Annotated in this window: 24 protein-coding genes; 10 read left to right on the forward strand and 14 right to left on the reverse strand. The window is 68.7% G+C overall.

Going from position 1 to position 23,042, the window contains the following annotated elements:
* Nucleotides 1-619: 619 nt before the first annotated feature.
* Genes ACIA5H_RS29415 through uraD form a run of 4 tightly spaced genes read right to left on the reverse strand, consistent with a single transcriptional unit; the run spans nucleotide 620 to nucleotide 3,694 of the window.
* On the reverse strand, nucleotides 620-1,981 hold the full coding sequence (locus ACIA5H_RS29415) for an 8-oxoguanine deaminase (RefSeq protein WP_397078772.1): 1,362 nt from the start codon (nucleotides 1,979-1,981) through the stop codon (nucleotides 620-622).
* A complete protein-coding gene (gene pucL / locus ACIA5H_RS29420) occupies nucleotides 1,969-2,874 on the reverse strand; it encodes a factor-independent urate hydroxylase (RefSeq protein WP_355071814.1) in 906 nt (301 codons plus the stop codon). The genes ACIA5H_RS29415 and pucL overlap by 13 nt, the downstream gene beginning before the upstream one ends.
* Nucleotides 2,875-2,876: 2 nt before the next feature.
* Nucleotides 2,877-3,194 (reverse strand): hydroxyisourate hydrolase, encoded by a 318-nt coding sequence (gene uraH / locus ACIA5H_RS29425; RefSeq protein WP_397078774.1) that lies wholly within the window; start codon nucleotides 3,192-3,194, stop codon nucleotides 2,877-2,879.
* Nucleotides 3,191-3,694, reverse strand: coding sequence for a 2-oxo-4-hydroxy-4-carboxy-5-ureidoimidazoline decarboxylase (gene uraD, locus ACIA5H_RS29430; RefSeq protein WP_397078776.1), 504 nt, complete (start codon nucleotides 3,692-3,694; stop codon nucleotides 3,191-3,193). The genes uraH and uraD overlap by 4 nt, the downstream gene beginning before the upstream one ends.
* A gap of 136 nt (nucleotides 3,695-3,830) precedes the next feature.
* On the opposite strand from uraD, the gene ACIA5H_RS29435 reads away from it, so the two are divergent.
* Together ACIA5H_RS29435 and ACIA5H_RS29440 are read left to right on the forward strand one after the other, a co-directional pair.
* Complete coding sequence (locus ACIA5H_RS29435) at nucleotides 3,831-4,427, forward strand: NTP transferase domain-containing protein (RefSeq protein ID WP_397078778.1); 597 nt, start codon at nucleotides 3,831-3,833, stop codon at nucleotides 4,425-4,427.
* A 13-nt stretch (nucleotides 4,428-4,440) separates the two neighbouring features.
* Nucleotides 4,441-5,472, forward strand: a complete 1,032-nt coding sequence (locus ACIA5H_RS29440; protein WP_355071809.1) for an XdhC family protein — start codon at nucleotides 4,441-4,443, stop codon at nucleotides 5,470-5,472.
* Here ACIA5H_RS29440 and ACIA5H_RS29445 read toward each other — a convergent pair whose 3' ends face one another.
* The 5 genes from ACIA5H_RS29445 to ACIA5H_RS29465 all read right to left on the reverse strand — a co-directional run bounded on the left by ACIA5H_RS29445 (nucleotide 5,473) and on the right by ACIA5H_RS29465 (nucleotide 9,140).
* Nucleotides 5,473-6,561: an ABC transporter substrate-binding protein gene (locus ACIA5H_RS29445; protein WP_355071807.1), complete on the reverse strand. Its 1,089-nt coding sequence runs from the start codon at nucleotides 6,559-6,561 to the stop codon at nucleotides 5,473-5,475.
* A 69-nt stretch (nucleotides 6,562-6,630) separates the two neighbouring features.
* Nucleotides 6,631-7,428 carry an ABC transporter permease gene (locus ACIA5H_RS29450; protein WP_397078781.1) on the reverse strand — a complete coding sequence of 266 codons (798 nt, stop codon included), beginning with the start codon at nucleotides 7,426-7,428 and terminating at the stop codon, nucleotides 6,631-6,633.
* Nucleotides 7,429-7,474: 46 nt separating this feature from the next.
* On the reverse strand, nucleotides 7,475-8,221 hold the full coding sequence (locus ACIA5H_RS29455) for an ABC transporter permease subunit (protein ID WP_355071804.1): 747 nt from the start codon (nucleotides 8,219-8,221) through the stop codon (nucleotides 7,475-7,477).
* Nucleotides 8,218-8,340, reverse strand: a complete 123-nt coding sequence (locus tag ACIA5H_RS29460; RefSeq protein WP_397078783.1) for a hypothetical protein — start codon at nucleotides 8,338-8,340, stop codon at nucleotides 8,218-8,220. The genes ACIA5H_RS29455 and ACIA5H_RS29460 overlap by 4 nt, the downstream gene beginning before the upstream one ends.
* Nucleotides 8,337-9,140: an ABC transporter ATP-binding protein gene (locus ACIA5H_RS29465; protein WP_379254064.1), complete on the reverse strand. Its 804-nt coding sequence runs from the start codon at nucleotides 9,138-9,140 to the stop codon at nucleotides 8,337-8,339. Before ACIA5H_RS29465 ends, ACIA5H_RS29460 begins: the two co-directional genes overlap by 4 nt.
* 143 nt (nucleotides 9,141-9,283) lie before the next feature.
* Between ACIA5H_RS29465 and pnuC the strand changes: the two genes are divergently transcribed.
* Nucleotides 9,284-9,985: a nicotinamide riboside transporter PnuC gene (gene pnuC, locus ACIA5H_RS29470; RefSeq protein ID WP_397078785.1), complete on the forward strand. Its 702-nt coding sequence runs from the start codon at nucleotides 9,284-9,286 to the stop codon at nucleotides 9,983-9,985.
* A gap of 389 nt (nucleotides 9,986-10,374) precedes the next feature.
* Nucleotides 10,375-11,271, forward strand: coding sequence for a hypothetical protein (locus ACIA5H_RS29475; RefSeq protein ID WP_397078787.1), 897 nt, complete (start codon nucleotides 10,375-10,377; stop codon nucleotides 11,269-11,271).
* 278 nt (nucleotides 11,272-11,549) lie between these two features.
* Here the strand turns inward: ACIA5H_RS29475 and ACIA5H_RS29480 are convergent, their stop codons facing one another.
* The 5 genes from ACIA5H_RS29480 to ACIA5H_RS29500 all read right to left on the reverse strand — a co-directional run bounded on the left by ACIA5H_RS29480 (nucleotide 11,550) and on the right by ACIA5H_RS29500 (nucleotide 16,303).
* Complete coding sequence (locus tag ACIA5H_RS29480) at nucleotides 11,550-12,341, reverse strand: DeoR/GlpR family DNA-binding transcription regulator (RefSeq protein ID WP_379254068.1); 792 nt, start codon at nucleotides 12,339-12,341, stop codon at nucleotides 11,550-11,552.
* A 111-nt stretch (nucleotides 12,342-12,452) separates the two neighbouring features.
* Nucleotides 12,453-13,187: a TetR/AcrR family transcriptional regulator gene (locus tag ACIA5H_RS29485; protein WP_379254069.1), complete on the reverse strand. Its 735-nt coding sequence runs from the start codon at nucleotides 13,185-13,187 to the stop codon at nucleotides 12,453-12,455.
* A gap of 92 nt (nucleotides 13,188-13,279) precedes the next feature.
* Nucleotides 13,280-14,173 carry a carbohydrate ABC transporter permease gene (locus ACIA5H_RS29490; RefSeq protein ID WP_397078790.1) on the reverse strand — a complete coding sequence of 298 codons (894 nt, stop codon included), beginning with the start codon at nucleotides 14,171-14,173 and terminating at the stop codon, nucleotides 13,280-13,282.
* Nucleotides 14,170-15,051, reverse strand: coding sequence for a sugar ABC transporter permease (locus ACIA5H_RS29495; RefSeq protein ID WP_355071789.1), 882 nt, complete (start codon nucleotides 15,049-15,051; stop codon nucleotides 14,170-14,172). The genes ACIA5H_RS29490 and ACIA5H_RS29495 overlap by 4 nt, the downstream gene beginning before the upstream one ends.
* Before the next feature lies 1 nt (nucleotide 15,052).
* Entirely contained in the window at nucleotides 15,053-16,303 is a 1,251-nt protein-coding gene (locus ACIA5H_RS29500) for an extracellular solute-binding protein (RefSeq protein ID WP_397078792.1), read from the reverse strand.
* Nucleotides 16,304-16,463: 160 nt separating this feature from the next.
* Here ACIA5H_RS29500 and ACIA5H_RS29505 point away from each other — a divergent pair, with 160 nt between their 5' ends.
* The 6 genes from ACIA5H_RS29505 to ACIA5H_RS29530 all read left to right on the forward strand — a co-directional run bounded on the left by ACIA5H_RS29505 (nucleotide 16,464) and on the right by ACIA5H_RS29530 (nucleotide 22,853).
* A complete protein-coding gene (locus ACIA5H_RS29505; RefSeq protein ID WP_379254072.1) occupies nucleotides 16,464-17,375 on the forward strand; it encodes an SIS domain-containing protein in 912 nt (303 codons plus the stop codon).
* A 160-nt stretch (nucleotides 17,376-17,535) separates the two neighbouring features.
* Nucleotides 17,536-18,606, forward strand: a complete 1,071-nt coding sequence (locus ACIA5H_RS29510; RefSeq protein WP_397078795.1) for an ROK family protein — start codon at nucleotides 17,536-17,538, stop codon at nucleotides 18,604-18,606.
* 103 nt (nucleotides 18,607-18,709) lie between these two features.
* Complete coding sequence (locus ACIA5H_RS29515; protein WP_397078797.1) at nucleotides 18,710-19,867, forward strand: N-acetylglucosamine-6-phosphate deacetylase; 1,158 nt, start codon at nucleotides 18,710-18,712, stop codon at nucleotides 19,865-19,867.
* Nucleotides 19,855-20,817: a hexose kinase gene (locus ACIA5H_RS29520; protein ID WP_397078799.1), complete on the forward strand. Its 963-nt coding sequence runs from the start codon at nucleotides 19,855-19,857 to the stop codon at nucleotides 20,815-20,817. Before ACIA5H_RS29515 ends, ACIA5H_RS29520 begins: the two co-directional genes overlap by 13 nt.
* A gap of 243 nt (nucleotides 20,818-21,060) precedes the next feature.
* Entirely contained in the window at nucleotides 21,061-21,888 is an 828-nt protein-coding gene (locus ACIA5H_RS29525; RefSeq protein WP_397078801.1) for a class II fructose-bisphosphate aldolase, read from the forward strand.
* A 188-nt stretch (nucleotides 21,889-22,076) separates the two neighbouring features.
* A complete protein-coding gene (locus tag ACIA5H_RS29530; RefSeq protein ID WP_397078803.1) occupies nucleotides 22,077-22,853 on the forward strand; it encodes a DUF559 domain-containing protein in 777 nt (258 codons plus the stop codon).
* Nucleotides 22,854-23,042: the final 189 nt, after the last annotated feature.

A 23,042-nucleotide genomic window follows, 5' to 3' on the forward strand; every position in this document is an offset into this window, starting at 1 on the left:
TCACCGTAGAGCCAGTCGGTTGCCGCCGTATTGCGCGCGACGCACGTCAGATTGCGCGGCCGTTACCTCGCCGCGCGACGGGCGCCCGCGCCCGGGAACCGCCCCGGCCGCGCGCTTACGCGGGCGTGCCGTCCGCGACACCACGGCTCGCGCCCGCCTACCGGCCGTCCGAGCCGACACTGCTTCAGTATTGCTCGTCCGGCCTGACCAGGCACGACACCCCGCCCAGATCAGCGCGGCGATTCTCACTTGGGCGAAGGTGACGCGACACCACCGTCACCGCACCCGGCATTCCCGACCACCGCGCGGCTATGGCGAAGAGTGCCGCACGGCCGTACCCGGTGTTGCGGTGCGCGATCGACTTCGAGCGCCTTGGCGACGGAGATCCGCACTCCGTGCACCCAAGGAGCCGACAGCATCCTCCCGGCCTCGCCGCACCGACCGCGCCGCCTGGTTCCCGGTGCTGCTCGCCTGCGCAGTCGAGCAGGTGGGCGACCTGTACCGGCCGGGCCACGTCCCCCGCTTCGACCGGCACAGGCCGTACGGCGACAGCACCCGCTGCCGGTAGGCCGATCCCGCGCTCCGGCAGGGCCGCCGACGGCTGCTCCGCGCGAGTCGCTCACCCCGCCTTCGCGAGCAGCTTCGCCTGCGCCCGTGCCACCTCGGCGGCGACCACGTCGGTGTCGACCGTCCGCACCTCGCCGTCGCGCACCACCTCGCGCCCGTTCACCAGCAGCGCCGCCAGCGGTGGAGGCGAGCCGAGCACCAGTGCGGTCACCGGATCCGCGATCCCGGCGTGCGCGGCGGTGTCCAGCCGCCACAGCGCCAGGTCCGCCAGCTTGCCGACCTCGATCGAACCGATGTCGGCGGCGCGGCCGAGCACCCGCGCGCCGCCCATGGTGGCCAGTTCCAGCGCGGTGCGCACGGTCATCGCGTGCGGGCCGCCCCGATTGCGCGCCCACAGCAAGGCGTGGCGCGGCTCCTCGATCATCGAACCGGCCTCGTTGCTCGCCGCGCCGTCCACGCCGAGCCCCACCGCAACGCCCGCGCGGACCAGGTCGGCGACGCGGGCGATGCCCGCGCCGAGCCGCGCGTTCGACGTGGGGCAGTGCGCCACGCCGGTACCGGTCTCCGCGAGGGCGGCGAGCGCGTCGTCGTCCAGGTGGACGGCGTGCGCGTACCAGACGTCCGGACCGAACCAGTCCAGCCGCTGCAGGTACCGCGCGGGCGTACAGCCGAAAGTCGCCAGGCAATAGTCCTGCTCGTCGATGGTCTCGGCGAGGTGGGTGTGCAGCCGGACCCCGAGTTCGCGGGCCAGCGCCGCCGACTCGCGCAGCAGGTCGGGGGTGACCGAGAAGGGCGAACACGGCGCGAGCGCGATCCGCAGCATGGCGTCGGGCGACGGGTCGTGCCACCGCGCGACGGCCTCCGCGCTCGCGGCGAGGATGTCGTCCAGGCGTTCCACCAGGTGATCGGGCGGCAGGCCGCCCGCGCTCGCGCCCAGATCCATCGAGCCGCGACAGGGATGGAACCGCAGGCCCACCCGCGCCGCCGCGGTGATCTCGGCGGCGAGCGGGTCACCGCCGTCGCGCGGGAACACGTAGTGGTGATCGGTGGTGGTGGTGCACCCGGTGCGCGCGAGAGTGGCGAGCGCACCGGTGGCGGCCACGCGCACCCCGTCCTCGTCGATACCCGCCCAGACCGGGTAGAGCGTGGTGAGCCATTCGAACAGCGTGTGGTCGGTGGCCAGGCCGCGGGTGATCCATTGGTAGAGGTGCTGGTGGGTGTTCACCAACCCGGGCGTCAGCAGGCAGCCGCGCCCGTCGACGCGCCGCGCGTCCGCGCCGAGGTCCGGCGGATCCCCCGCGCCGACCGCGTCGATCCGGTTGCCCCGCACGACGACGTACCCGCGGGCGTACTCGGTCCCCTGGGCGTCGACGGTCGCGACGGCGCAGTCCGCGATGACGGTCACCTGCTCCACGCGGGACCCGCTTCCGGCGCGTCGGCCCGCGCAACGGTGGCGTGGATCAGCCCGTAGGGGCGGTCGTCGGCGTGGTAGACCTCCCCGTGGTTCTCGATGCCGAAGCGTCCGAGGTCGTAGTCGAAGTGATGCTTGTTCGGCGCCGCGAGCCGGATCTCGGCCAGCACCGGGTACGCGGTCAGCGCGGCCTTGCCCATCTCGAACAGCGTCTGCTGCAACGCCTTCGAATGCAGCGTCGCGAAGGTCTCGACCAGCCGCGCCCGCACGCCGGTGTAGACCTCGTCCCAGTCGATGCCCGCGCTGCTCGCGAAACGCCATTCGGCGATCAGTGATGTGGCCAGCATTCGATCACGGGTCGGCGCGAGCACGGTGAACTCGTCGTTCAGGAAGTCGGCGAACTCCGAGCCGGTCGACTTGAGGATGGTCAGGTCCTTCACCCCGCCGACGACCCAGGCCCGCCGCTCGGCGCCTTTCCCCGCCACGGTGACCGCCGCGGTGCGCACTTCCGGTCCCTGCCGCACCCAGGTGTGATCATGTTCCACACCGTCGACCGTCACGCGCTGCCAGGCGTATTCGTCGACCTCGATACGCGCGCTGCGCACCGGTTCGATCTCGGCGACGAAATGATCGGCCAGCGCGAGCGCGTAGTCCTCGATGGCCCGCAGCCCGGGCCGTTTCGCGAAGGCATAGGCCGTCTGCTTCTGTGAGTCGGTGGGCAGGACCTTCGCCTGGTCGCCCGCGACGTACGCGTCGGCGAAATCACCGCGCAGCACCGTGGACACGTTCACGTCGCGAATCTCGTGCCGTGCGCTCTGCCGGTGGATCCGGACGACCCGGTTCTCCGCCTTGCCGTATCGGTGGTCGGTCAGCACGATGGGCCCGGTCAGTTCCATGCTCAGCTCCCTCGATAGGTGGAAAAGGCGAAGGGCGACAACAGCAATGGGACGTGATAGCGCCGTTCCCCCGTCACGGCGAACGCGATGCTCACCTCGGGATAGAAGGTTTCCACCCCCTGACCCGCGAAGTAGGCGCCGGTGTCGAAGACCAGCCGATAGGTTCCGGCTTCGAGCGCTTCGCCCAATGCCCGGATTCGCCCGTCCGCGCCCGTTTCGCCCGAATCGAGCTGCCGCTCCTGCTGGTACAACGTCACCGTGACGCCCGCGGCGGGCACGCCGCGCACCGCGTCCAGCACATGCGTGCTCAGCGTGCTCATGACAGCTCCGCCAGCAGCGCACGCAGCCGGATCCGATTGATCTTGCCCAATTCTGTTCGCACGACCTGCCTTTCGGTCTCGGGATCATTGCGTAACCGGGCAGTGAGCAGCGCGAGCAGCTCCTCACCCGACTTTCCGCTCGCACACACCAGGTAGATGTGCCCGAACCGTTCCTCATAAGCGCGGTTGCCCTCGGCGAGCGCCGCGCGTACCGCGTCGGCCGCACCCGCCACTCCGGCCTGCTCCCGCGCCGAAGCGGCGGAATGCGGTCGTTCGCCGATCCTGGGGTGACCTGCCAGGGCCGAGTCGAGCTCGGACTCCGGCAGCCGTGCCAACGCTCCGTCCGCCGCCTCGAGCAGCGCCTCGACGCTCCGGTACGGACGGCCCGCGACCAGCGACCGCGCGAACTCCGGCGACGAGCAGCAGCCGAGCGCCGCCCGGTAGGCCGCGTCGGCGGACAGCGCGTCGAACGCCGCGATACCGCGTCGCTGATCCGTCATCGCACCAGCATCGAATACGACCGGACGAGCCGCCACCGGAAGCGGAGGGATCGCCTTCGGCGTGTCGCTCCGGAACCACGCCTGAGCACCGGTTTCCCATCATGCGGCGCAGACCGGCCGGTATTACCTTTGAGGCATGGCCGACCCTGATCGCCCCGCCGTCGCACCCTGCGCGGGCGTCGTGCTCGCCGCGGGCGCCGGAACCCGCTACGGAAAACCCAAAGTGCTCGCCGAGGACGGCGCCTGGCTGCGGTCCACGGTCGCCGCGCTGCGCGGCGGAGGTTGCGACCCGGTCATCGTGGTCCTCGGCGCGACCGGCCCGACGCCGGGGATCGTCGACCTGCCGCCGGGCGTACGGCACGTCTGGGCGGCGGACTGGGCGACCGGACTGAGCGCATCGCTACGGGCGGGCCTGATCGCCGCGGCCTGCACCCCCGCGCGCTACGCCGCGATCATGCCGGTGGACACCCCCGATGTCGGCGCCGACGCGGTCGCCCGGGTGCTCGCCGCCGCGCTCGCGGCACCCAGCGGTCTGGCACGCGCTGTGTTCCACGACACACCTGGACACCCTGTTGTTATAGCCCACAAGCACTGGAATGCGGTTTGTGGGTCGGCTGCAGGAGATTCCGGCGCCCGCACCTATTTGACCGGCAGAAACGATATGGTGTGCGTCACGTGCGACGATTTGGCGACGGGCGTCGATCGTGACTTCCCGGCCACGACCGCACGGTGATCGGAGCTAGCTGATGCGGGACATCGTCGACGACCTGTTGCGGGTGTGGTACTCGGGCCGGACCGGCGGACTCGGCACCATCGTGCGCACCGTGGGCGCCGCGCCCTTACCGGTGGGCTCGGCGATGCTGGTCGACCCGGACGGGGGCGTCTACGGATCGGTCGCCGCGGGCGGGCTGGAGGACATCGCCTACGAGTCCGTGCTCCAGGCCGCGCGGACCGGCCGCCGCGCGATGCACCGTTTCGGCGTGGCCGGCGGCGTGGACGGGGGCGCGCACGGCGAGGGGATGATGGACGTCTTCACCGAACCGTTCTCTCGAAGACACTTCCCGGAGTTCCCGGAGGTCGCCGCCGAGATCGCGGCGCACCGCAGGGTCACCGTCTTCACGGTGGTGTGGAACTCCGATGCCGACCTGATCGGCCAGCACCTGATCACCGACAAGCGGCACGCCACCGAATTGGTCGCGCTACCCGATTCCGATGTCTTCGTCGCCTCGTTCGCTCCGCCGCCGCGCCTGATCATCTTCGGCGCCAATTCCTTCGCCGCCGCACTCACCGTGCAGGCAAGGTTGCTCGGTTACCGAGTGACCATATGCGACTCTCGCCCCAATTTCGCTACGCCGGAATCGTTTCCCGGCGCCGAGGTCGTGGTCGACTGGCCGCACCGCTACCTCAACATCCTCTCCTCGGCAGGTGAAATCGACAGCAGCACGGCCATAGTCGTGCTGTCGCACGATCCCACCTTCGAAATTCCACTACTCACCGTGGCGCTGCGACTACCCGAGGTCGGCTATCTCGGCGCCATGGGGTCACGCCAGGTGCACATCCGGCGCATGGAGGACCTGCGCGCAGGCGGTTTCGGCGAGGAGACGCTGTCGCGGCTGCACTCGCCCGCGGGATTCGACATCGGCGCGCGCACCGCGCCCGAGATGGCCGTCGCGATCGCGGCCGAACTGCTGGCCGCCCGCGCCGCGCAGCCGGTGCGAGCGGTCGATCCGTACAGCGGCGAAATCCCGATCACGCCGAAAACCGCTGTGGGTCTCTGATCATTTCAGGCCGGGGTGCTCGGCATACACCTCGCGCAATACGGATAGGTCGAACAGTTGCGCGGCCTTGATGTCTATTTTCGCGGCACGCAGCGCGGCGATGTTCTGTTCGATCAGGGCGTCGGTCATCGAGAGCAGTCCGCCCGTTGCGGTATCCGCCGAAACCACTAGATCGTTCTGCGCGACAGCCTCTTTCGTCTGCTCGGCGAGATCGAGCTTCTGATCCTTGCCGTACACCTCGACCGCGAGCCGGGCCGCTTCGGCCGGATCGGCCACCGCGTCCTTCCAGCCCTTGATCTCGGCGGCCAGAAACGCCTTCAACTTATCGCGCTCTTTGTCGATGGTGGACTGCGCGACCGTGAGCGTCTCGGCGACCAGCGGCAGGTTGAAGTCGGCGAACAAGAAGTGTGTGTTCTGGAAGCCCTTGGCCGCCAGCGTGATCGGTTCGTTCGTCACGTAGCTGACCCATCCGTCGACCTCCCCGTTGGCCAGTGGGGTCGGGTCGAATTGGGCGGGCACGACGGTGACATCGCCCGGCTTCAACCCGTTGGCGGTGAGCAGCGCGTTGAAGATCAACTGGTTGGTGTCCTGCACACCGATCTTGCGGCCCTTCATGTCCTCGGGCGTCTTGATCGGTTTCGCCGCGGAGGACACGATCGCGAACGGGTTCTTCTGATACGTGGTGGCGACGATCTTGGCGGGCAGGCCCTCCAGGATCGCGGGTGCGGTGGTCTGCGGCGCGGACAGGCCCAGCCACACCTTGCCGGTATCCAATCCGGCCTCTACCGACGTGCTGGCCGCGCCGCCCGCGATCAAGTCGACCGAGCCGAAACCCGCCTCCTTGAAATAGCCTTTCGAGTCGGCGAAGTATTCGCCCGCGAATTCGATGTTCTTCAGCCAGGAAAGCTGCACCGCGACGCCGCCGTATTTCGATCCGTCCGCGGTGGTGCCGCCCGGCGAATCACCGGAGCTCCCTCCGCAGGCGGCCAGTGCGCCCGCACCGCCGAGCGCGGCGCCGGCGAATGCGGAGTAACGGAGGAAGGAGCGTCGGTTCAGGTGCCCGAACGTGGAGCGGTGCGCGGGTGTCATGGGCCGAATCTAAGCGCAGCGCGTTTCATTTTCTTTACTTTGGCGTTCCGAGCGAGGAATTCGGTTCGGTCAGAGTCGTCCCGCTTCCGGTCCGAACCGGGCCAGCACCAGGTTCTCCACGACACCGACGATCGCGTAGAGCGCCACCGAGACCAGCGTGACGATGACGATCGATGCCCACAACTTGCTGTACTGGAACGTGGGGATCGCCCGGATCAAGCCGGCGCCCAGGCCGGTGCCGCTGCCGAGCCACTCACCGAGCAACGCGCCGATCAGCGCACCCGGCACCGAGATCCGCGCGGCGGCGAACACCGAGGGCAGCGCCGCGGGCACGGCCACCATGCGCAGCCCGGTCCAGCGCGATCCGCCGTACGCGGCCACCAGTTCCAGCGCCTGCCGCGGCGCGTTGCGCAATCCCGCCATGATCATGACCAGCGCGGGGAAGAACACCACGATCGCGGCGAGCACCGCGACCCCGGCCTGGCCGCGGCCGAACACCAGCACGATGATCGGCGTGAGCGCCACCAGCGGTACCGAGCGCAGCAGCATCGCCACCGGCAGGAAGGTCTGCTCGATCGCGGCGAACGACACGAACAGCGCGGCGACCACCAATGCGGCGAGCATGCCCGCGCCGAACCCGAGCGCCGCGTCACGCAGCGTGATCTGCAGGTCGTCCAGGATCGCCTGCCGCGCGGACGCGGCGTTGGGCGCCGTCACCAAGTAGGTCCAGATATCGCCGGGCGTCTTGCCCACCCGCGGGCCGACCTGCGGAAACGCTTTCAGGAAGACGTACCAGATCACCAGCATCAGCACCAGCGATGTGCACAGCGGGAAAAGGAAGATCCCGATCCGTCGCAGCAGATTCATCGGGCCTCCCCTGTGACCTGGTGCAGCGCAACGCGCGTGGAGATCTTCATCGCGCCTCCCGGACGGTCCAGGGCGCGGCCAGGCGGGCGGCCAGCGCCACCAGCGCGTAGCCGAGTCCGGCCAGCGCGGCGGCGGCCAGCGCCATGCCCCAGGTGCGTGGCACGTTGTAGGAGGTCTGGGCGGCGGTCAGCGCCACCCCGATCCCGCTGTCCACGCCACCGAGGTACTCGCCGATGATCGCGCCGAGCACGGCCGACGGCGCGGCGATCTTCAACGCCGCGAACGTGCTCGGCAGCGCAGAGATCGCCTGCACCCGGTACAACTGCTGCCAGCGTCCGCCGCCGTAGGCGCGCACCAGTTCCAGGCTGGTCCGGTCGGCCGAGCGCAACCCGGCGACGGTGCCGACCATAGTGGTGAAGAAGCAGTACATCGCGGCCAGGAAGACTGTCGGGGTGCGTCCGCCGAACACCACAAGGATGATCGGGCCCAGCGCGAGCAGCGGAGTGCAATAGCTCAGGATCGCCAACTGGGTCGCCAGCGACTCGATCGGCGGGACCAGCACGATCAGGACGGCCAGGGCGATGGCCAGGCCGTTGCCCCAGACGAATCCCTGCAGCGCGCCGAGCGCGGTGATCCGGAAATTAGGGCCGTACAGGCCCCATCCGTCGGAGTACATGGTGTGCAGCACCTGCCAGGGACTCGGTATGGTGCCGCCCGCTACCTCGAACGCCGCGAGCGCCCACCACACCGCGACCAGCCCCAGCACGCCGAGCACGCCGCCGAAGCGCTTCACGCCGTATCCCCTGTCCGCCGGACGCACGGCTGCCGCCGCAGCGGCCGAGTGCGCACGCTCGCCCGCTGCCAGCCCGGCTTACGGTGCCGCAGACAGCGTTCCGGTTGGTGCTCGTTCATGCGACGCCTCCTTTTCCCGCGGTCCCGAACAGCAGCTCGGACAGATAGTCGTGCAGCTTGTGGAATTCCGGTGTCCGCATCATCTCGGGCAGCCGTGGACGCGGCAGATCGATCTCGACCAGTTCCAGCACCCGCCCCGGCCGCGGGCTCATCACGGCCACCACGTCGGACAGGAACACCGCCTCCGCGATGCCGTGGGTCACCATCAACGTCGTCGCGGGCTTCTCGGTCCAGATCCGCAGCAACTCCAGATTGAGCCGCTGCCTGGTCATGTCGTCCAGCGCTCCGAACGGTTCGTCCAGCAGCAGCACGGTGGGCTTCACCACCAGTGCGCGCGCGATGGAGACGCGCTGGCGCATGCCGCCGGAGAGCTGCGCGGGCTTGGCCTTCTCGAAGCCGTCCAGCCCGACCAGGCGGATCAGGTCATCGATCTGCCCCGGCTCCGGCGTGATGCCCGCGACCTGGAGCGGCAGCGCGATATTCGACGCCACCGATCGCCACGGCAGCAGCGCCGAATCCTGGAACGCGATGCCGAACGCGTGCTTGCCGCGCAGTTCGGCGGGCGTCGCGCCGTCGATCAGCGCCTTGCCCGCCGTCGGCGTCTCCAGGCCCGCGAGAATGCGCAGCACCGTCGACTTGCCGCAGCCGGACGGACCGAGCAGCGACAGGAACGCGCCCTGCTCGGTGTGCAGATCGACGCTCGCCAGCGCCTGCACGGTTTTCCGCCCGACCCGGAAGGTCTTGGTCAGTCCGCTGAGATGAATTCCGGTCCCCCCGGCGGTATCGCTCTCCGTGCTCATGACGGCCACCATAGGAGCACCCCGTTGCACGGACATTGCGAATGGCGTCGCCAGATTGCGCAATCGTTACGGTCCGCACCGCGCATTTCGGATCGCGGCGATCTGAACGGATGAGATATGCCCCGCCGCGGGTTACACGACAGGTGAACCCGATCCTCACGCTGCTCGACGCCAAGCTGCACATCGCGGGCTCGGAGATCCTCTGGCGCGAAGTGATCGGCAACGGCTTCGGCTTGGCTTCCGCGATCGGCGGCATGCGGCGGCGGGTCTGGGCCTGGCCCGTCGGCATCGCCGGGAACGCCCTGCTGTTCACCGTATTCGTCGGTGGGGTGTTCCACACTCCGCAGCAGCTGAACATGGCCGGACAGGCCGGACGCCAGCTGATGTTCATCGCGGTCAGCGTGTACGGCTGGTGGAGCTGGTACCGGCACGCGGCACGCGGGACCGCGCTCGAGCACCGCGGCGTCGACCCGCGCTGGGCGAGCACGCGCGAGCGCGTCGTCCTGGTGGTGGCGATGCTCGCGGGCACGGCCGTTTTCGCCCAGCTCTTCGAATGGCTAGGTTCCTACGGTCCGTGGGCCGAGGCGTGGATCTTCACCGGCTCGGCGCTGGCCACCTACGGCATGGCCAGGGGGCTGGCCGAGTTCTGGTTGATCTGGATCGCGGTCGACCTGGTCGGGATCCCGCTACTGATCCGAGCGGGCTACTATCCGTCGGCGACGCTGTATCTGGTCTACGCGGGATTCGTCGTGTGGGGCTTCCTCGTCTGGGTGCGGACCTTGCGCCGAGGCACCGGCAGCGATGCGGCGCTCGATCGAGTGGCGGCCACCGCCGCGGGCGAATAACCGCATGTTCCCGGTTCACATATCGGTAACCTCGTCGCTACCGTCCAGAATCCGCTCCACACCACATCAATTCCCATTAGTGGGAACAATCACGGCGCCCGGGGATCGCCAACTACGCCGAACCTCGTGCCACACAACCATTCTCACATACCTGTAACAAATCGTATCGATGGGGGACATTGCCCGACGGCCCCCTCTGTCCGCCGAATCCGGCCGACGAGAAGATCGGATGATACGGTTCACAGCAAACGGTCCGTAGCACGCACCATGCGTCATCGGATCGTCAATTCGAACGTGAGTTTGTTTTCGAGGTCCGGCGTATGTTTCCCGAGCGCTTGCATGGGGTTTCCCGAGCAATCCTCGGAGGTGCCGAAGACATAGTTCGGGCATTGAGCCGATACGCGGCACACGAGGGTGGCGCGATTAAGTCTCGGAGCGCGGAGATTCGTCGCTTTGCCGACCGAGCGAGGGCGACCGACGAACAAGGCAGCCGGAATATCGCCGCCGCAGGCGGTCTGCAAAATAATTCGTCCAGAGCCGAATTTTCACCGACGAGCAATGCGGGTTCGCAACTTCCCGTTCGTCGGCGGCCCGGCGGAACCGAGCGTATCAACAGGCAGATTGGCGAGGGACTACTAGAACGGCATGGCATCGAGGCGTACGGGTTCGGCACACCGGGCGTCAGTACAGATACGGTCCGCGGCATCGCCGCAGCCTTGGACGATATGCTCGCCAAGTATCCGCACACCAGAATTTTGTCGATAGAGATCGGCGACGTCGAGGGAGATATCGCCAGGGCGCTCGAAGACAGAGTCGGCCATACCGATCTCAGAGCGACCAGGATAACATTCTCCACCAAGTACGCCACCGACCCGGGACTGCTCTCCACAGACGTATCGAAAGCGGTGCAGAGACGACATTTCGTCCCGAGATCCCAGGGCCCAGCATATAGCACCATTGTTCATGAATTCGGCCATGCGCTAACTTACGCAGGTCGCTCGGCGGCTCTGGGCAAGGCCGACTCGGCTTTGTTGGATCATTATCGAAAGACGTACGGCCACAAGGGCTCTGGAAGCGACACGGACGAATCCTACGAAAAATGGCGTGATCAGCTGAGCGGCTACAGCTTCTGGAAAGGTGGGGAGTTCCATCCGGTCGAGGCCCTGGCTGAGGCGTTCGCCGACGTCGAGCTGAATGGCGCCCGTGCCAGCGAACCCGCACAAGTTATGCATAGGCTACTGGTGGATACGGCAGAGTCGCAGTGGCGGAGAGAAGGATTGATGTGAGGGGCAGAGGTTTGTCAGCCGATCAGCTTCGACGCAACTTCGATACGAACCTGGCACGTGCGAAAGAGGGGCTGGCTCCAGGATCTCATTCAGGTCTCGGGCCTCGTGTCGAGGACACGTTGACCGCGATAGCGCTGGCCTACCCGGCAGCCAGTGATGAACTCATCGCGAGAGCCCAACGAGAGTTCGCTCAGGAATTGGACAGACCCGACGACAGCGTGTAGCGACGTCGGGTCGAACGGCCTTCAGCCGGCCGCACGAGCTTGCCCGACGGCGGGCTACACCACGTCGACCCGCACGCCCGCCGCCCGGATCGCCTGCACCGCGGCCGGATCCGCGCCGGTATCGGTGACCAGCACCTGCACCTGCTCGATGCCGCAGATGCGGGCCAGTGCGGTGCGCTCGAGCTTGTCCGCGGTGGCCACCACCAGTACCCGGCCGGAACGCCGCACCATCTCGGTGGTCACCCCGGCCTCGTCGATGTGCCTGCACTGTGCGCCCCCCTCGACGGAGATCGCGTTCACGCCGAGCACGAGATCGTCGAGCCGCAGTTCGGCCAGCGCCCGTTCGGCCAGCGGCCCGTGCAGCTCATAGGACTCGCGCCGGGCCACGCCGCCGAGAACGATCGTGCGCACGTGTGGCCGCAGCACCATCTCCCCCGCGATGTTCAGCGCGTTGGTGACGAGAGTGAGCTGCTCGTCACCGGCCGATCCGAGATCCGTGCGCACGGCCAGCGCCCTGGCCACCGCCGTGGTGGTGGTGCCGCCGTTCATCCCGACCACCGCGCACGGATCGACCAGCGACGCGGCGTGTTCGGCGATGCGCTGCTTGGCCTCGCCCGCACTCTGCCGGTAACGCGCGGGCAGGTCGTAGGCCACCGAGGTCGCCACCACACCGCCGTGCGTCCTGGTGGCCAGTTGCTGTTCGGCGAGCGCGGTGAAATCGCGACGCACCGTAGCGGCGGACACACCGAGCCGCTCGGCGGCCTCCTCCACCGAAAGCCGCCCGGATTCGGCGAGCAATTCCAGCAACCGGTTCCACCGTTGCGGACGATCCGACGGCCCGGTCATCTCACACCGCCCCGCTCGCGCGGGCAACCTGCTGTTTCGGCGAACACGCGAACAATATGAACACACGCACCCACCGACCGCGGAAATCCGCACGGCCGACACCGGCCCCGCTCAGAACACATCGGCCTCGACGGTGGGCCGGGCCGGAAGCGCCGCGGTAGCGGGAAGACGCCCGTCTTCCGCACCCGGATCGCGCGCCTGGGAAAGGCCGGAATTCACGAAGTAGGCGATCTCTTCGCAGATCTCGTCCAGACTCACCGCCGAACCCGGCGCCGTACCCTGCACCAATTCCTGGGCGAGTGAGGTGACCGCGCCGATCACGGCCAGCGCGAAGAGATCGAAACGCCGCGGACCGGTCTCGCCACGGCCGACAGCGCGTTCGGCCTCGCTGATCAGCAGCGCCGACAGCAGGCCACGCTGCTGCCTGCGCCACTCCTCCACCGCCGTGCTCACCCCGACCACCTCGACATAACAGACCCGCGCGGACCGGGCGTCGGCGCACGTGACGCTCAGATAAGCGCGGAAACTCGCTACCACGCGGGTGGGCAAGGGCTCGTTCTCGGTGGCCGCCAGTGCGGTCAGCGCGCGTTCCAGCGCACGGGAGGTGATGCGATTCGCCAGGGCGATGAGCAGCGCTTCGCGGCTGCCCATGTCCTCGTAGAAGCTGCGCGTGGAGACGTTCGCCACGGCGCAGAGGCGCTCGATCGAGGTGGCCGCGTATCCCTGGGTGCCGAATAGTTCGAGAGCGGCATCGATCAGGCGGGTCTGCCGCTGGGCAACCCGCTGTTCCTTGGACAGCCCGCCGTAGCTGCGACCGTCCTTGGGTCCGTGATCCCGCCGTGTCACCTCTCGATGCTACCGCGCGGCTACCTTCCATCAGCGCGCCGAACGGTGGCGGCGCGGCGATTCCGTCATCCCGGTGCGCCAGTTCTCGCAGGCTATTTCACGCTTCCCGCGGTCAACCCCGCCACCAGACGCTTCTCGATGAGAGCGAACAGCAGCACCACCGGGACGATGCCGACGGTGGAGATCGCGAACACGTATTGCCACGCGGTGTCGTACTGGCCGACGAACTTGGTCAGCGCCACCGACAGCGGTTGGTTCTCCGGCGTGGTGAGCACGACCAGGCTGGCGGCGAACTCGTTCCAGCACGCCACCACGACGAAGATCGTCGCCGTCACGATGCCGGGCCACACCAGCGGCAGGCTCACCCGGACCAGGATCTGCCCGCGCCCGAGCCCGTCGAGCATCGCGGCTTCCTCGATCTCCACCGGGATCGCGGCGAAGAAACTGTGCAGGATCCACACCGCGAACGACAGGTTGAACGCGGCGTTCACCATGATCATCGCCAGCCAGGTGTCGTTGATGCCGAGCGCGAAGAACTCCCGGATCAACCCGGTGACCAGCACCGTCGGCTGCAACATCTGGGTCACCAGCACCACGCCGAGAAACACCAGGCGCCCCGGAAAACGGTGCCGCGCCGTGTAATACCCGGCCGGAATCGCCACGGCCAGCACCAAAACGGTGGCGCAGACCGCGATGATGATCGTGCTGGCCAGGTTGAACGGCAGCGGCGTCTCGGGGGTGTCCCACATCGTCGCGTAGTTGTCCGGATGCCAGGACTGCGGCAGATACGTCGGCGGGATGCGCAGGATCTCGGCTCTGCTCTTCAGCGAACCGAGCACCATCACCACGAACGGCAGCAGGAACACCGCGGCGAGCACCACGCCGACGGCGGTGAGCTCCCAGCGGCGTCGTGCGCGGCGCGCGGGCGCCGCCGGGGCGGGTGGCGTCGCCGTGGCCTGCTCGCGTACCTCCACCCGCGTCGTCATCGGTCGATCTCCGCGGTCGGACGAACCAGCTTCACGTAGATCGCGATGACGACGACGATCAGAGCGAAGTTCAGCACGCTCATCGCCGCGGCGGTGTCGACCTGCTGGTTCTGCCGGATCAGCTTGAAGGTCAGCGTCGTCGTGGTGTCCGCCGAGAAGCCTGCGATGCTTCCGGTGATCACTTGAAGGATCGGCAGCGAGTTGAACACGTTGATGATGTTGATGATGGTCGCCACCGCGATCGCCGGACGCAGCTGCGGCAATGTGAGATGGCGGTAGCGCTGCCAGGCGCTCGCGCCGTCGACCCGCCCCGCCTCCTCGATCTCCGCCGGAATGGCTTGCAGTCCGGCCAGAATCGTGTAGGTGGTGAACGGCACCGAGACGAACACCGCGACGCCCATCGCCACGAGGAACGCCTGCGTCGGCTGCTTGGTGAACCCGTATCCGCGGTCGAGCAGGCCGATGTCCACCAGGAACCGATTGGCGATGCCCACGTCCGGATCGAGCATGTAGTAGAAGATCGTGGTCGTCATCACGACCGACGCCGCCCACGGCACCAGGATCGCCATCCGTACCACGGCGCGGCCGGGGAACTCCTTGTTCAGGAATTGGGCCAGCGCCGCGGACAACGCCAGCGTGACCAGCACGACGCCGACCACCCAGACCACCGTGTGGACCAGCACCGAGCCGAGTTCCGAGATGTCGAACAGCGCCCGGTAATTGGCCAGTCCGGCGGCGCCGCGGTCCTGGCCGTAGGCGCTGAGGTCCCTGGTGCTGGTCCACAGCATGTAGCAGGCCGGGAAGGCGACAACGGCCGCGATCAGGACCAGTGACGGCCCGATCCACGGCAGTGCCGCCAGTACTCCTCTGCGCCGCACGCTATTTCGTTGCTTCCTGGATCCGTTGCAACACCTGAGCGGGGTCGGCGCCCTGTGCGATGGTGCCCATCTGCTGGCGGATCACCCCTTGCGCCACGGCCCATTTCGGATTGTTGCTCGGATAGAACCTCGCGACCGGAAGCGTGGCGGCGAACGCCTTCGTCACCGGGTCCTCGGCGAGGGCGGTGGCGGCACTGTGGGTGATCGGGATGAAGCCCTCGTGCTTGACGAAGTCCGCGTATACCGCCGCCGAATAGAAGTAGTCGAGGAACTTCTTGATCGACTCGGCCTTGGCGCCGTCCTTCTTGAACGCCATCAGATGATCGGCCACCCCGAGCGTGACCGGGTTCCCGGTCTTGGTCGGCGAAGGCGCGGTCGCGTACCGCAGACCCGGATTCTTCGCGGCGATCTGACCGATGGTGGGCGGCAGCGCTTCGATCATGCCGATCTTGCCCTGGATGAAGGCGTTGATCACGTCCTTGCGGTCGGTCGCGCCCGGATTCGGCTGCGTCGCACCGGCGTCGATCAGCTCACGCATGGCCCGCACCCCTTCCAGGTTCGCCGGGGTGTCCACGGTGACCCGGTCGCCGTCGGCCCACGAGCCACCCGCGCCGAAGGTCCAGATGGAGGTTTCGCCCTGCGCCTCCTCGCTGCCCAGCGGGAGCCCGTACCCGGAGACGCCGCCGCCGAGCGCCTGGATCTTCTTCGCCGCGTCGGTGAGCTCGGCCCAGGTCTTCGGCGGCCGGACGATGCCCGCTTTCTCGAACAGTTCGGTGTTGTAGAACAGGGTTCGGGTGGAGGCGAACAGCGGCAGCGCGTATTGCGTGCCGTTCAGCGCCGCGTTCTGCGCGAAAGCGGGCTGGATGTCGGCCAGCACCGGCGCGGAGACGATGTCGGTCACCGGGTAGAGCAGGCCGTCGCCCGCGAAGCTGGCGTAGGCGTCGATGTTGAGGATGTCCGGGGTGGTCGACTGCGACTGGAGCTTGGTGCGCACCACGTCGTTGATCGAGTTCCACGACTCCATCTGCAGATCGACGGTGATGCCCGGGTTCTGCTTCTGGAATTCGGCGATGATGCCGTCCCACAGCGCCTTGGTGCCCGTGGCGCCGTCGCTGTAGGCGGGAGCGAGGAAATTGATCGTGGTAGCCGAGTCCGCACCACTTTTCGCACCGAACCCACAGGACGACAGGGCCAGCGCGACGCCGGTGACCATCGCGACTCCGGCAAGCACGCGGTGGAATGGTCTTTTCACGAGCAGAACCTTTCAGATTTACCCACCCGGCGCCAGCGGAGCCGCCGATGATGGGAGGACACACCGTCGGTGCACCTCAATCTAGCCCGAATTGTGATCATATGTGACCGTTTTCGTCTGAAATTTGACATAAACGATCATCCGGAGTGAAGCTGGTGGCGTGCCTACGCCTGCCGACCACACGCCGCAGCCGCATCTGGTCACCGAAGTGGCCACCCAGCCGGACGATTGGACGCACGCCGCCGCCGTCGCGGCGGAACATCGCGCCGTACTGCCGAAACCGGGCGAGCGCATCGCGGTGATCGGTTGCGGCACGTCGTATTTCATGGCGCGCGCCATCGCGGCACTGCGCGAGGGCGCGGGTCATGGCCTCACCGACGCCTGGCCCGCCAGCGCGGTCCGCGCTCGCGAGTACGACCGCTACCTGGTGATCTGCCGCTCCGGCACCACCACCGAAGTGGTGCGCGCGATGCGGGACATCCCGGCGCACGTCCCTCGGACGGTGATCTGCTCCAGTCCCGGCACGCCCGTCCTCGAACTGGGCGACCCGATCCTCATCGACCAGGTCGATGAGCGGTCGGTGGTGCAGACCCGCTTCGCGACGACCACCCTCGCCATCCTGCGCAACCACCTCGGCGAAGACCTCGCCCCGGTGATCGCCCGAGCGCGCGCGGTGCTCGCCGAGGATCCCGCCGAGTCGCTGGCCGCGGTGCGCCACGCAGAGCAGATCAGTTTCGTGGGTATGGGATTCGCGGCGGCCATCGCCGAGGAGGCGGCCCTCAAGCTTCGCGAATCCTGCCAGTCCTGGACGGAGGCGTATCCGGCGACGGAGTACCGCCACGGCCCGATCGCCATCTCGGCGCCCGGCCGGGCGGTCTGGGCGTTCGGCCCACTCGAGCCGGGCTTCGCCGACGACGTCGCCGCCACCGGCGCCCACCTGGAGCATCGCGACATCGACCCGATGGCGGACCTGGTCCGAGTGCATCGGCTCTGCCTCCTGCGTTCCGCCGACCTGGGATTGGACCCCGACCACCCGCGCGGCCTGAATCGCTCGGTGGTTTTGAAGTCGTGACCGAGGGCCTGCGGTGAGCATTCGCCGTACCGCGCCGGGTACGGACGGCATCGTCGCGCCCGCAGCCACACCGTCGGCCTCGAGTCGACTCGAACTCGTGACATCACCACAGGCCGCATGCGCACCGTCGCGGGAGCCACCACGAACTACTGTGCCGAGGATGGGAACCGAGCAGCCGCGTGCGCCGTCGGGTGCGTCTGTGTCCGGATCGCGCGGCGCGGGGACGGACCGCGCATGCCCCGGCGACCGGCCGACCGCGCGGCGAGGTTCGGCCGGGCAGCCCACGGACATACTCGGCGCAGCGGCGCGGGCGCTGCCGGACGACGCGCTCGTGCTCGGCATGGATGTCGGCGGCACCACCATCAAAGGCGAGATCACCGACGCGGGGGGCGCTGCGCTGGCCGTGGGCACCGTGGCTACACCGCATGGTCCGGCCGCGTTCGATGCCATGGGCGAGCTGGGCGATCGGTTACTCGGGGGACTCCCGGAATCCGACCGCCGCCGGGTACGTCGCGCCGCCGTCGTGCTGCCCGGCATCGTCGACACCGCCCGGTCGGTCGCCGTGTTCAGCAGCAACGTCGGCTGGCGGGACGTGCATGTGGGCGACCGCTTCCCCGAGCGCTGGGGGGTACCGACGCTGATCGAACACGATGTCGCCGTGGCCGGTTGGGCGGAATGGCGGTACGGCGCAGGGCGGGGCCACGAGAATGTGTGCGTCGTCATTCTCGGCACCGGTATCTCGGGCACGCTGTCGGTCGGCGGGAGGCTGGTGCGCAGCAGCTACGGCCAGGTCGGCGAGTACGGGCACGTGCCGGTGCGGCGCGCGGGCGGATTGCCCTGCCCCTGCGGCAATACCGGATGCGTCGAGACGGTCGCCTCGGGCGCGGCCATCGCGCGGGCCTACACCCGGCGCACCGGACGCGAGACCGGCGGCGCGGCGGAAGTTTTCGCACTCATGTCCACCGACCCCGACGCCGCCGCCGTCGTCGCGGACGCGGTCGACGCGCTCGCCGACGGTCTGGTCGGCATCGTCCACGCGGCCTGCCCCGAACTCGTCGTGCTCGGCGGCGGGCTCGCCGGAGCGGGCGCGGCGCTCACCGACCCACTGCACCGCGCCCTGTCCGACCGGCTCCGCCTGGTCCCCGCTCCCCGAGTCGTCCTCGGCCGGTTCGGCGCACGCGCGGGCTTGGCAGGCGCTGCCCTCTACGCCCGCAGCGGAGCGTTGACATGACGTCACCCGCGCGGCCTGCGAACCGAGGCGCACCACAAACTTCAGCCAGCACAGTGGACATCCCTATCCAGCAGCCGGTCCGCGCGAGCCGAGGGGCACTCGAATGACAGCACACACACAGCTCATCCGGGGGCGCATCGTCTCGGCGAGCGTCACGGTGGACGACGGCGTAGTGATGGTGTCCGGGGATCGGATCGACGCGGTGCGGTCGTTCGCGCAGTGGCGCGCGACGCATCGCGATTTACCTGAGCCGCCATTTTCGGGAACCGTGCTGCCGGGGCTTGTGGACATTCACAATCACGGCGGGTTCGGGTACCGGTTCGATACCGTGCGCGGTGAGCAGGCCCGCGCGGCGGCGCAATCGCACCATGAGCGCGGCTCGACCACCGTGGTGGCGAGCGTGGTCACCGGCCCCGCCGCGGAAATGGTGGCGCAGACCGCCACCTTGCGCGAACTCGCCGAGGAAGGCGCGCTCGGCGGTATCCACGTCGAGGGACCCTTCCTGTCCGAGGCGCGCTGCGGGGCGCAGGACCCGCGATATCTGTGCGACCCCGATCTCGGGTTGACCGACCGGCTGCTGGAAGCGGGTGGCGCGCACCTGCGCGCGATGACGCTCGCGCCGGAACGTCCCGGCTACGCGGCCGTCGCGCGGCGGCTGACCGACAACGGCGTGGTGGTCGCGCTCGGCCACAGCGACACCGACTACGCGTCGTTCCGGAACGCGCTGGCCCCCAAAGGATCAGGAAGCCTCGTGACGCACTTGGCGAACGGCATGCCACCGCTGCATCACCGGAACCCGGGCCCGGTCGCCGCGGCGCTGGCGGCCGCCGCGGGCGGTGACGTGACGGTGGAGCTGATCGGCGACGGCGTGCACGTGGATCCGGGCTTCGCCGCGCTGGTGTTCGCGACCGCGCCGGGGCGAGTCGCGCTGGTCACCGATGCCATGCAGGCCGCGGGACTCGGCGACGGCGAGTACCAGCTCGGTCCGCAGCCGGTGACGGTCCGTGCCGGCGTGGCGCGCATCGCCGACGGGTCGATCGCGGGCGGCGTCAGCACCCTGCTGGAATGCGTCGCGCGGGCCGTGCGCGACTCCGGCGTCCCGCTGCGCGCGGCGGTCCTGGCGGCCACCTCGGTTCCGGCCGCCGCGCTCGGGCTCGCCGACGTCGGTGACCTGCGGCCCGGCTATTTCGCCGACATATTGACAGTCCGTGACAATCTCCACTTGCGTGGGGTGCTCAGACGTGGACAGTGGTTGAAGTGATCCTCACCGTGACAATGAATCCCGCGTACGACATGACCTATCGCGTCGAACGCTTCGAACGCGGGCAGGCCCACCGAGTCCGGTCGGTGGAGCAGCGCATCGGCGGCAAGGGCATCAACGTGACCCGGGTGCTGAATCAGCTCGGCAAGTACGCCAGGGCCACCGGGTTCTCCGACCACGCCTTCGCGGCCGCCGCCGAACTGGAGATGCCGGTCGACTTCGTGCACGCGCTGCCCTGGGTGCGCCGCACCGTGGTGATCAGCGAATCCGAGGACGGCACGGCCACCGCGCTCTGGGAGCCGGGTGCGCGAGTCTCCAATCCGCATGCCGCCGAACAGTTGTCGGTCCGAGTGGCGGGACTGCTCCCGGAAATCGCCGGATTGGTCATCTCCGGGTCGCTGCCCGGCGGCATCGAACCCTCCCTGCCCGCCGAGATCGCCCGCACCGCCATCGCGGCGGATGTGCCCACCATCTGCGACGTCGACGGCGAAGCGCTGCGCTTGGCCGCCCAGGTGCCCGGCATCGTGCTCACTCCGGACGAGACCGAATTACAGCGCCTCATCGGCACCCGGCCGACGACCGCCGACGACATCGTCATCGCCGCGAAGCCGCTGATCGACAACGGAGTGCGCGCCCTGATCGCGACCCGCGGTCCCGATGGGATCGTCGCGGTGACCGCCGAAGGCGCGTGGACCGGAGCGCTCGCCGAACCGCTCGCCGGAAATCCCACCGGCGCGGGCGATGCCGCGGTGGCGGCGGTGATCGCCGCCCTTTCCTCCGAATCGCGCCCGGACTGGGCCGCCCTGCTCGCCGACGTGGTCGCGACCTCCGCGGCCGCCGTGGTGGTTCCGGTGGCCGGCGAGATCGACCGCTCCCTGCGCACCCGCCTCACCCCGACCGTTCAGGTTCGGGAACTGGACATCTCCACACCGCAGAAGACTTCTCCATGACGGCCGAGCCGGTTCGCCGCTGCGCGCGAACGTGCGGAACGCTCCCGCGATGCGGGCGAGCCGGGCGATCCCGCGACCCTGGTCGCTTACGCGGCTCGCATGGCGAACCACATGCCGCGTTCACCCGCCGACGACCTCGGCATGCGGCGAGCCGGTCACGGACGCACCAGCCGGTCCACAACGCATCCGGTCGCGCCTCCGCCGTAAACCCTGTACGCCGCTCGCCCTTGAAAGCACGCAACCATGCCGCTGACCTCGATACCGGATCTGATCGCCACGGCCCGCCCCGGCGGACTCGGCGCCTTCAACGTGATAACCCTCGAGCATGCCGAGGCGATCGCGGCCGCCGCGGAATCGGCGAGAAAGCCGGTGGTGCTGCAACTGTCGGAGAACACCGCGCGCCATCACCGCGGCATCGCCCCGCTGGCACTGGCCTGCCTGCGCATCGCCGCCGACAGTGAGGCCGCGATCGCGGTGCATCTCGACCACGCCACCAGCACCGAATTGATCCATGCCGCCGTCGATCTCGGCATCCGCTCGGTGATGTACGACGGCTCGGCTCTCGACTACGCCGACAACCGCGCCGCCACCGCCGCGATCACCGCTTGGTGCCACGAGCGCGGTGTGCACATCGAAGCCGAGCTCGGCGAGGTGGGCGGCAAGGACGGCGCCCACGCGCCCGGCGCACGCACCGATCCCGACGAGGCGGTCGAATTCGTGAGCGCTACCGGCGTCGACGCACTCGCGGTCGCCGTCGGCTCCTCGCACGCCATGCACACCCGCACCGCCGAACTCGACAACGACCTCATCGCCCACTTGGCCGCGAAGGTCCCGGTCCCCCTGGTGCTACACGGCTCATCCGGCGTCCCCGATCACGGCCTGCGCGCCGCCGTCGAACACGGCATGACGAAGATCAACATCGCCACCCGCCTCAACATCCGGATGACCACCGCCATCCGCGCCCGCCTAGCCGCAGCCCCCGACCTCTCCGACCCACGCGAATACCTCACCCCCGCCCGCACCGCCATCCAGTCCGAAGTCGAACACTTCCTCCACCTCCTCGCCGGTTGACCGCCACGAGTGGCACACCATCGAGGCCTCCTCTCGCGTTTTGCCACAGCCATGTGCCACTCGCGAGATTTGTCGGGGGTGGTGGGGAGGATGGGGGTATGGGGGAGATCGGGGAGGTTTTTCCGGGGAGTTGGGCGGTACGCGCGGGGGTGGTAAGCGCTTGGGAGTTGCGGAAGGACTTCGAGCGTGTGTTTCCGGATGTTTATGTCCGGAAGGGGATTCGGCTGGATGCGCGGGGGCGCGCGCAGGCGGTCGCGCATTGGGTCAAGGGCACCGGGATTCTGGTCGGGTTCTCCGCGGCGGCTATGCATGGGACACAGTGGCTGGACGATAAGCCCGCCGAGATCGCGCTGTCGACTCGTGCCCGGCCGCCACGGCACGTGCTGGTCTATCGGGACGCCATACCGGCGGACGAAGTATGCAGCGTCGGCGGATTCCGGTGCACCACACCGGCGCGGACCGCGTTCGACCTGGCCCGACGCCTCGACTTCGACGAGGCGGTCGAAGTCGTCGACGCCCTATGCAACGCGACCCGGCTGACCACCGCGGACATCGAACGGCTGGCCGAACGGCACCCGCGCGCACGCGGCGCCACGAGCTTGCGCCGAGTTCTGCCCTACATCGACGGCGGCGCCGAGTCCATCCAGGAGACGCGTACGCGCTTGCTGCTGCGGCAAGCAGGACTGCCCGCGCCGGAAACCCAGATCCGTATCCATGGCCCGGACGGAATGACCCTCGCACGCCTCGACATGGGCTGGCGCAAATGGCGAGTCGCCGTCGAATACGACGGAGCCCACCACTGGACCGACCGCGACCAGCGCGCCTGGGACATCGACCGCAGCGCCGCCCTGGAATCCCTCGGCTGGACCCTCATCCGAGTAAGCGCCGCCCTCCTGACCCACCGCCCCCGAACCATCACCGCCCGGGCCCTGGACGCCCTCCGCCGGCACGGCGCCGACATCTGACGAGTGGCACACCATCGAGAGGCCTTCTCGCGTTTTGCCGCAGCCATGTGCCACCCGCGGACCTGAGCGGCCGGCGACGCATGCGAGGGGGCTGCGCCGCCGGCCGGTTCCAGTGGTGGGCAGGGCAGTTGCCCACCGGTGAAGCTGTCGATGGATCGCTTCGCATCGACGGGAACACTCTTCCGGATG

Source organism: Nocardia sp. NPDC051900, from assembly GCF_044452545.1.
GTDB lineage: Bacteria > Actinomycetota > Actinomycetes > Mycobacteriales > Mycobacteriaceae > Nocardia > Nocardia sichangensis.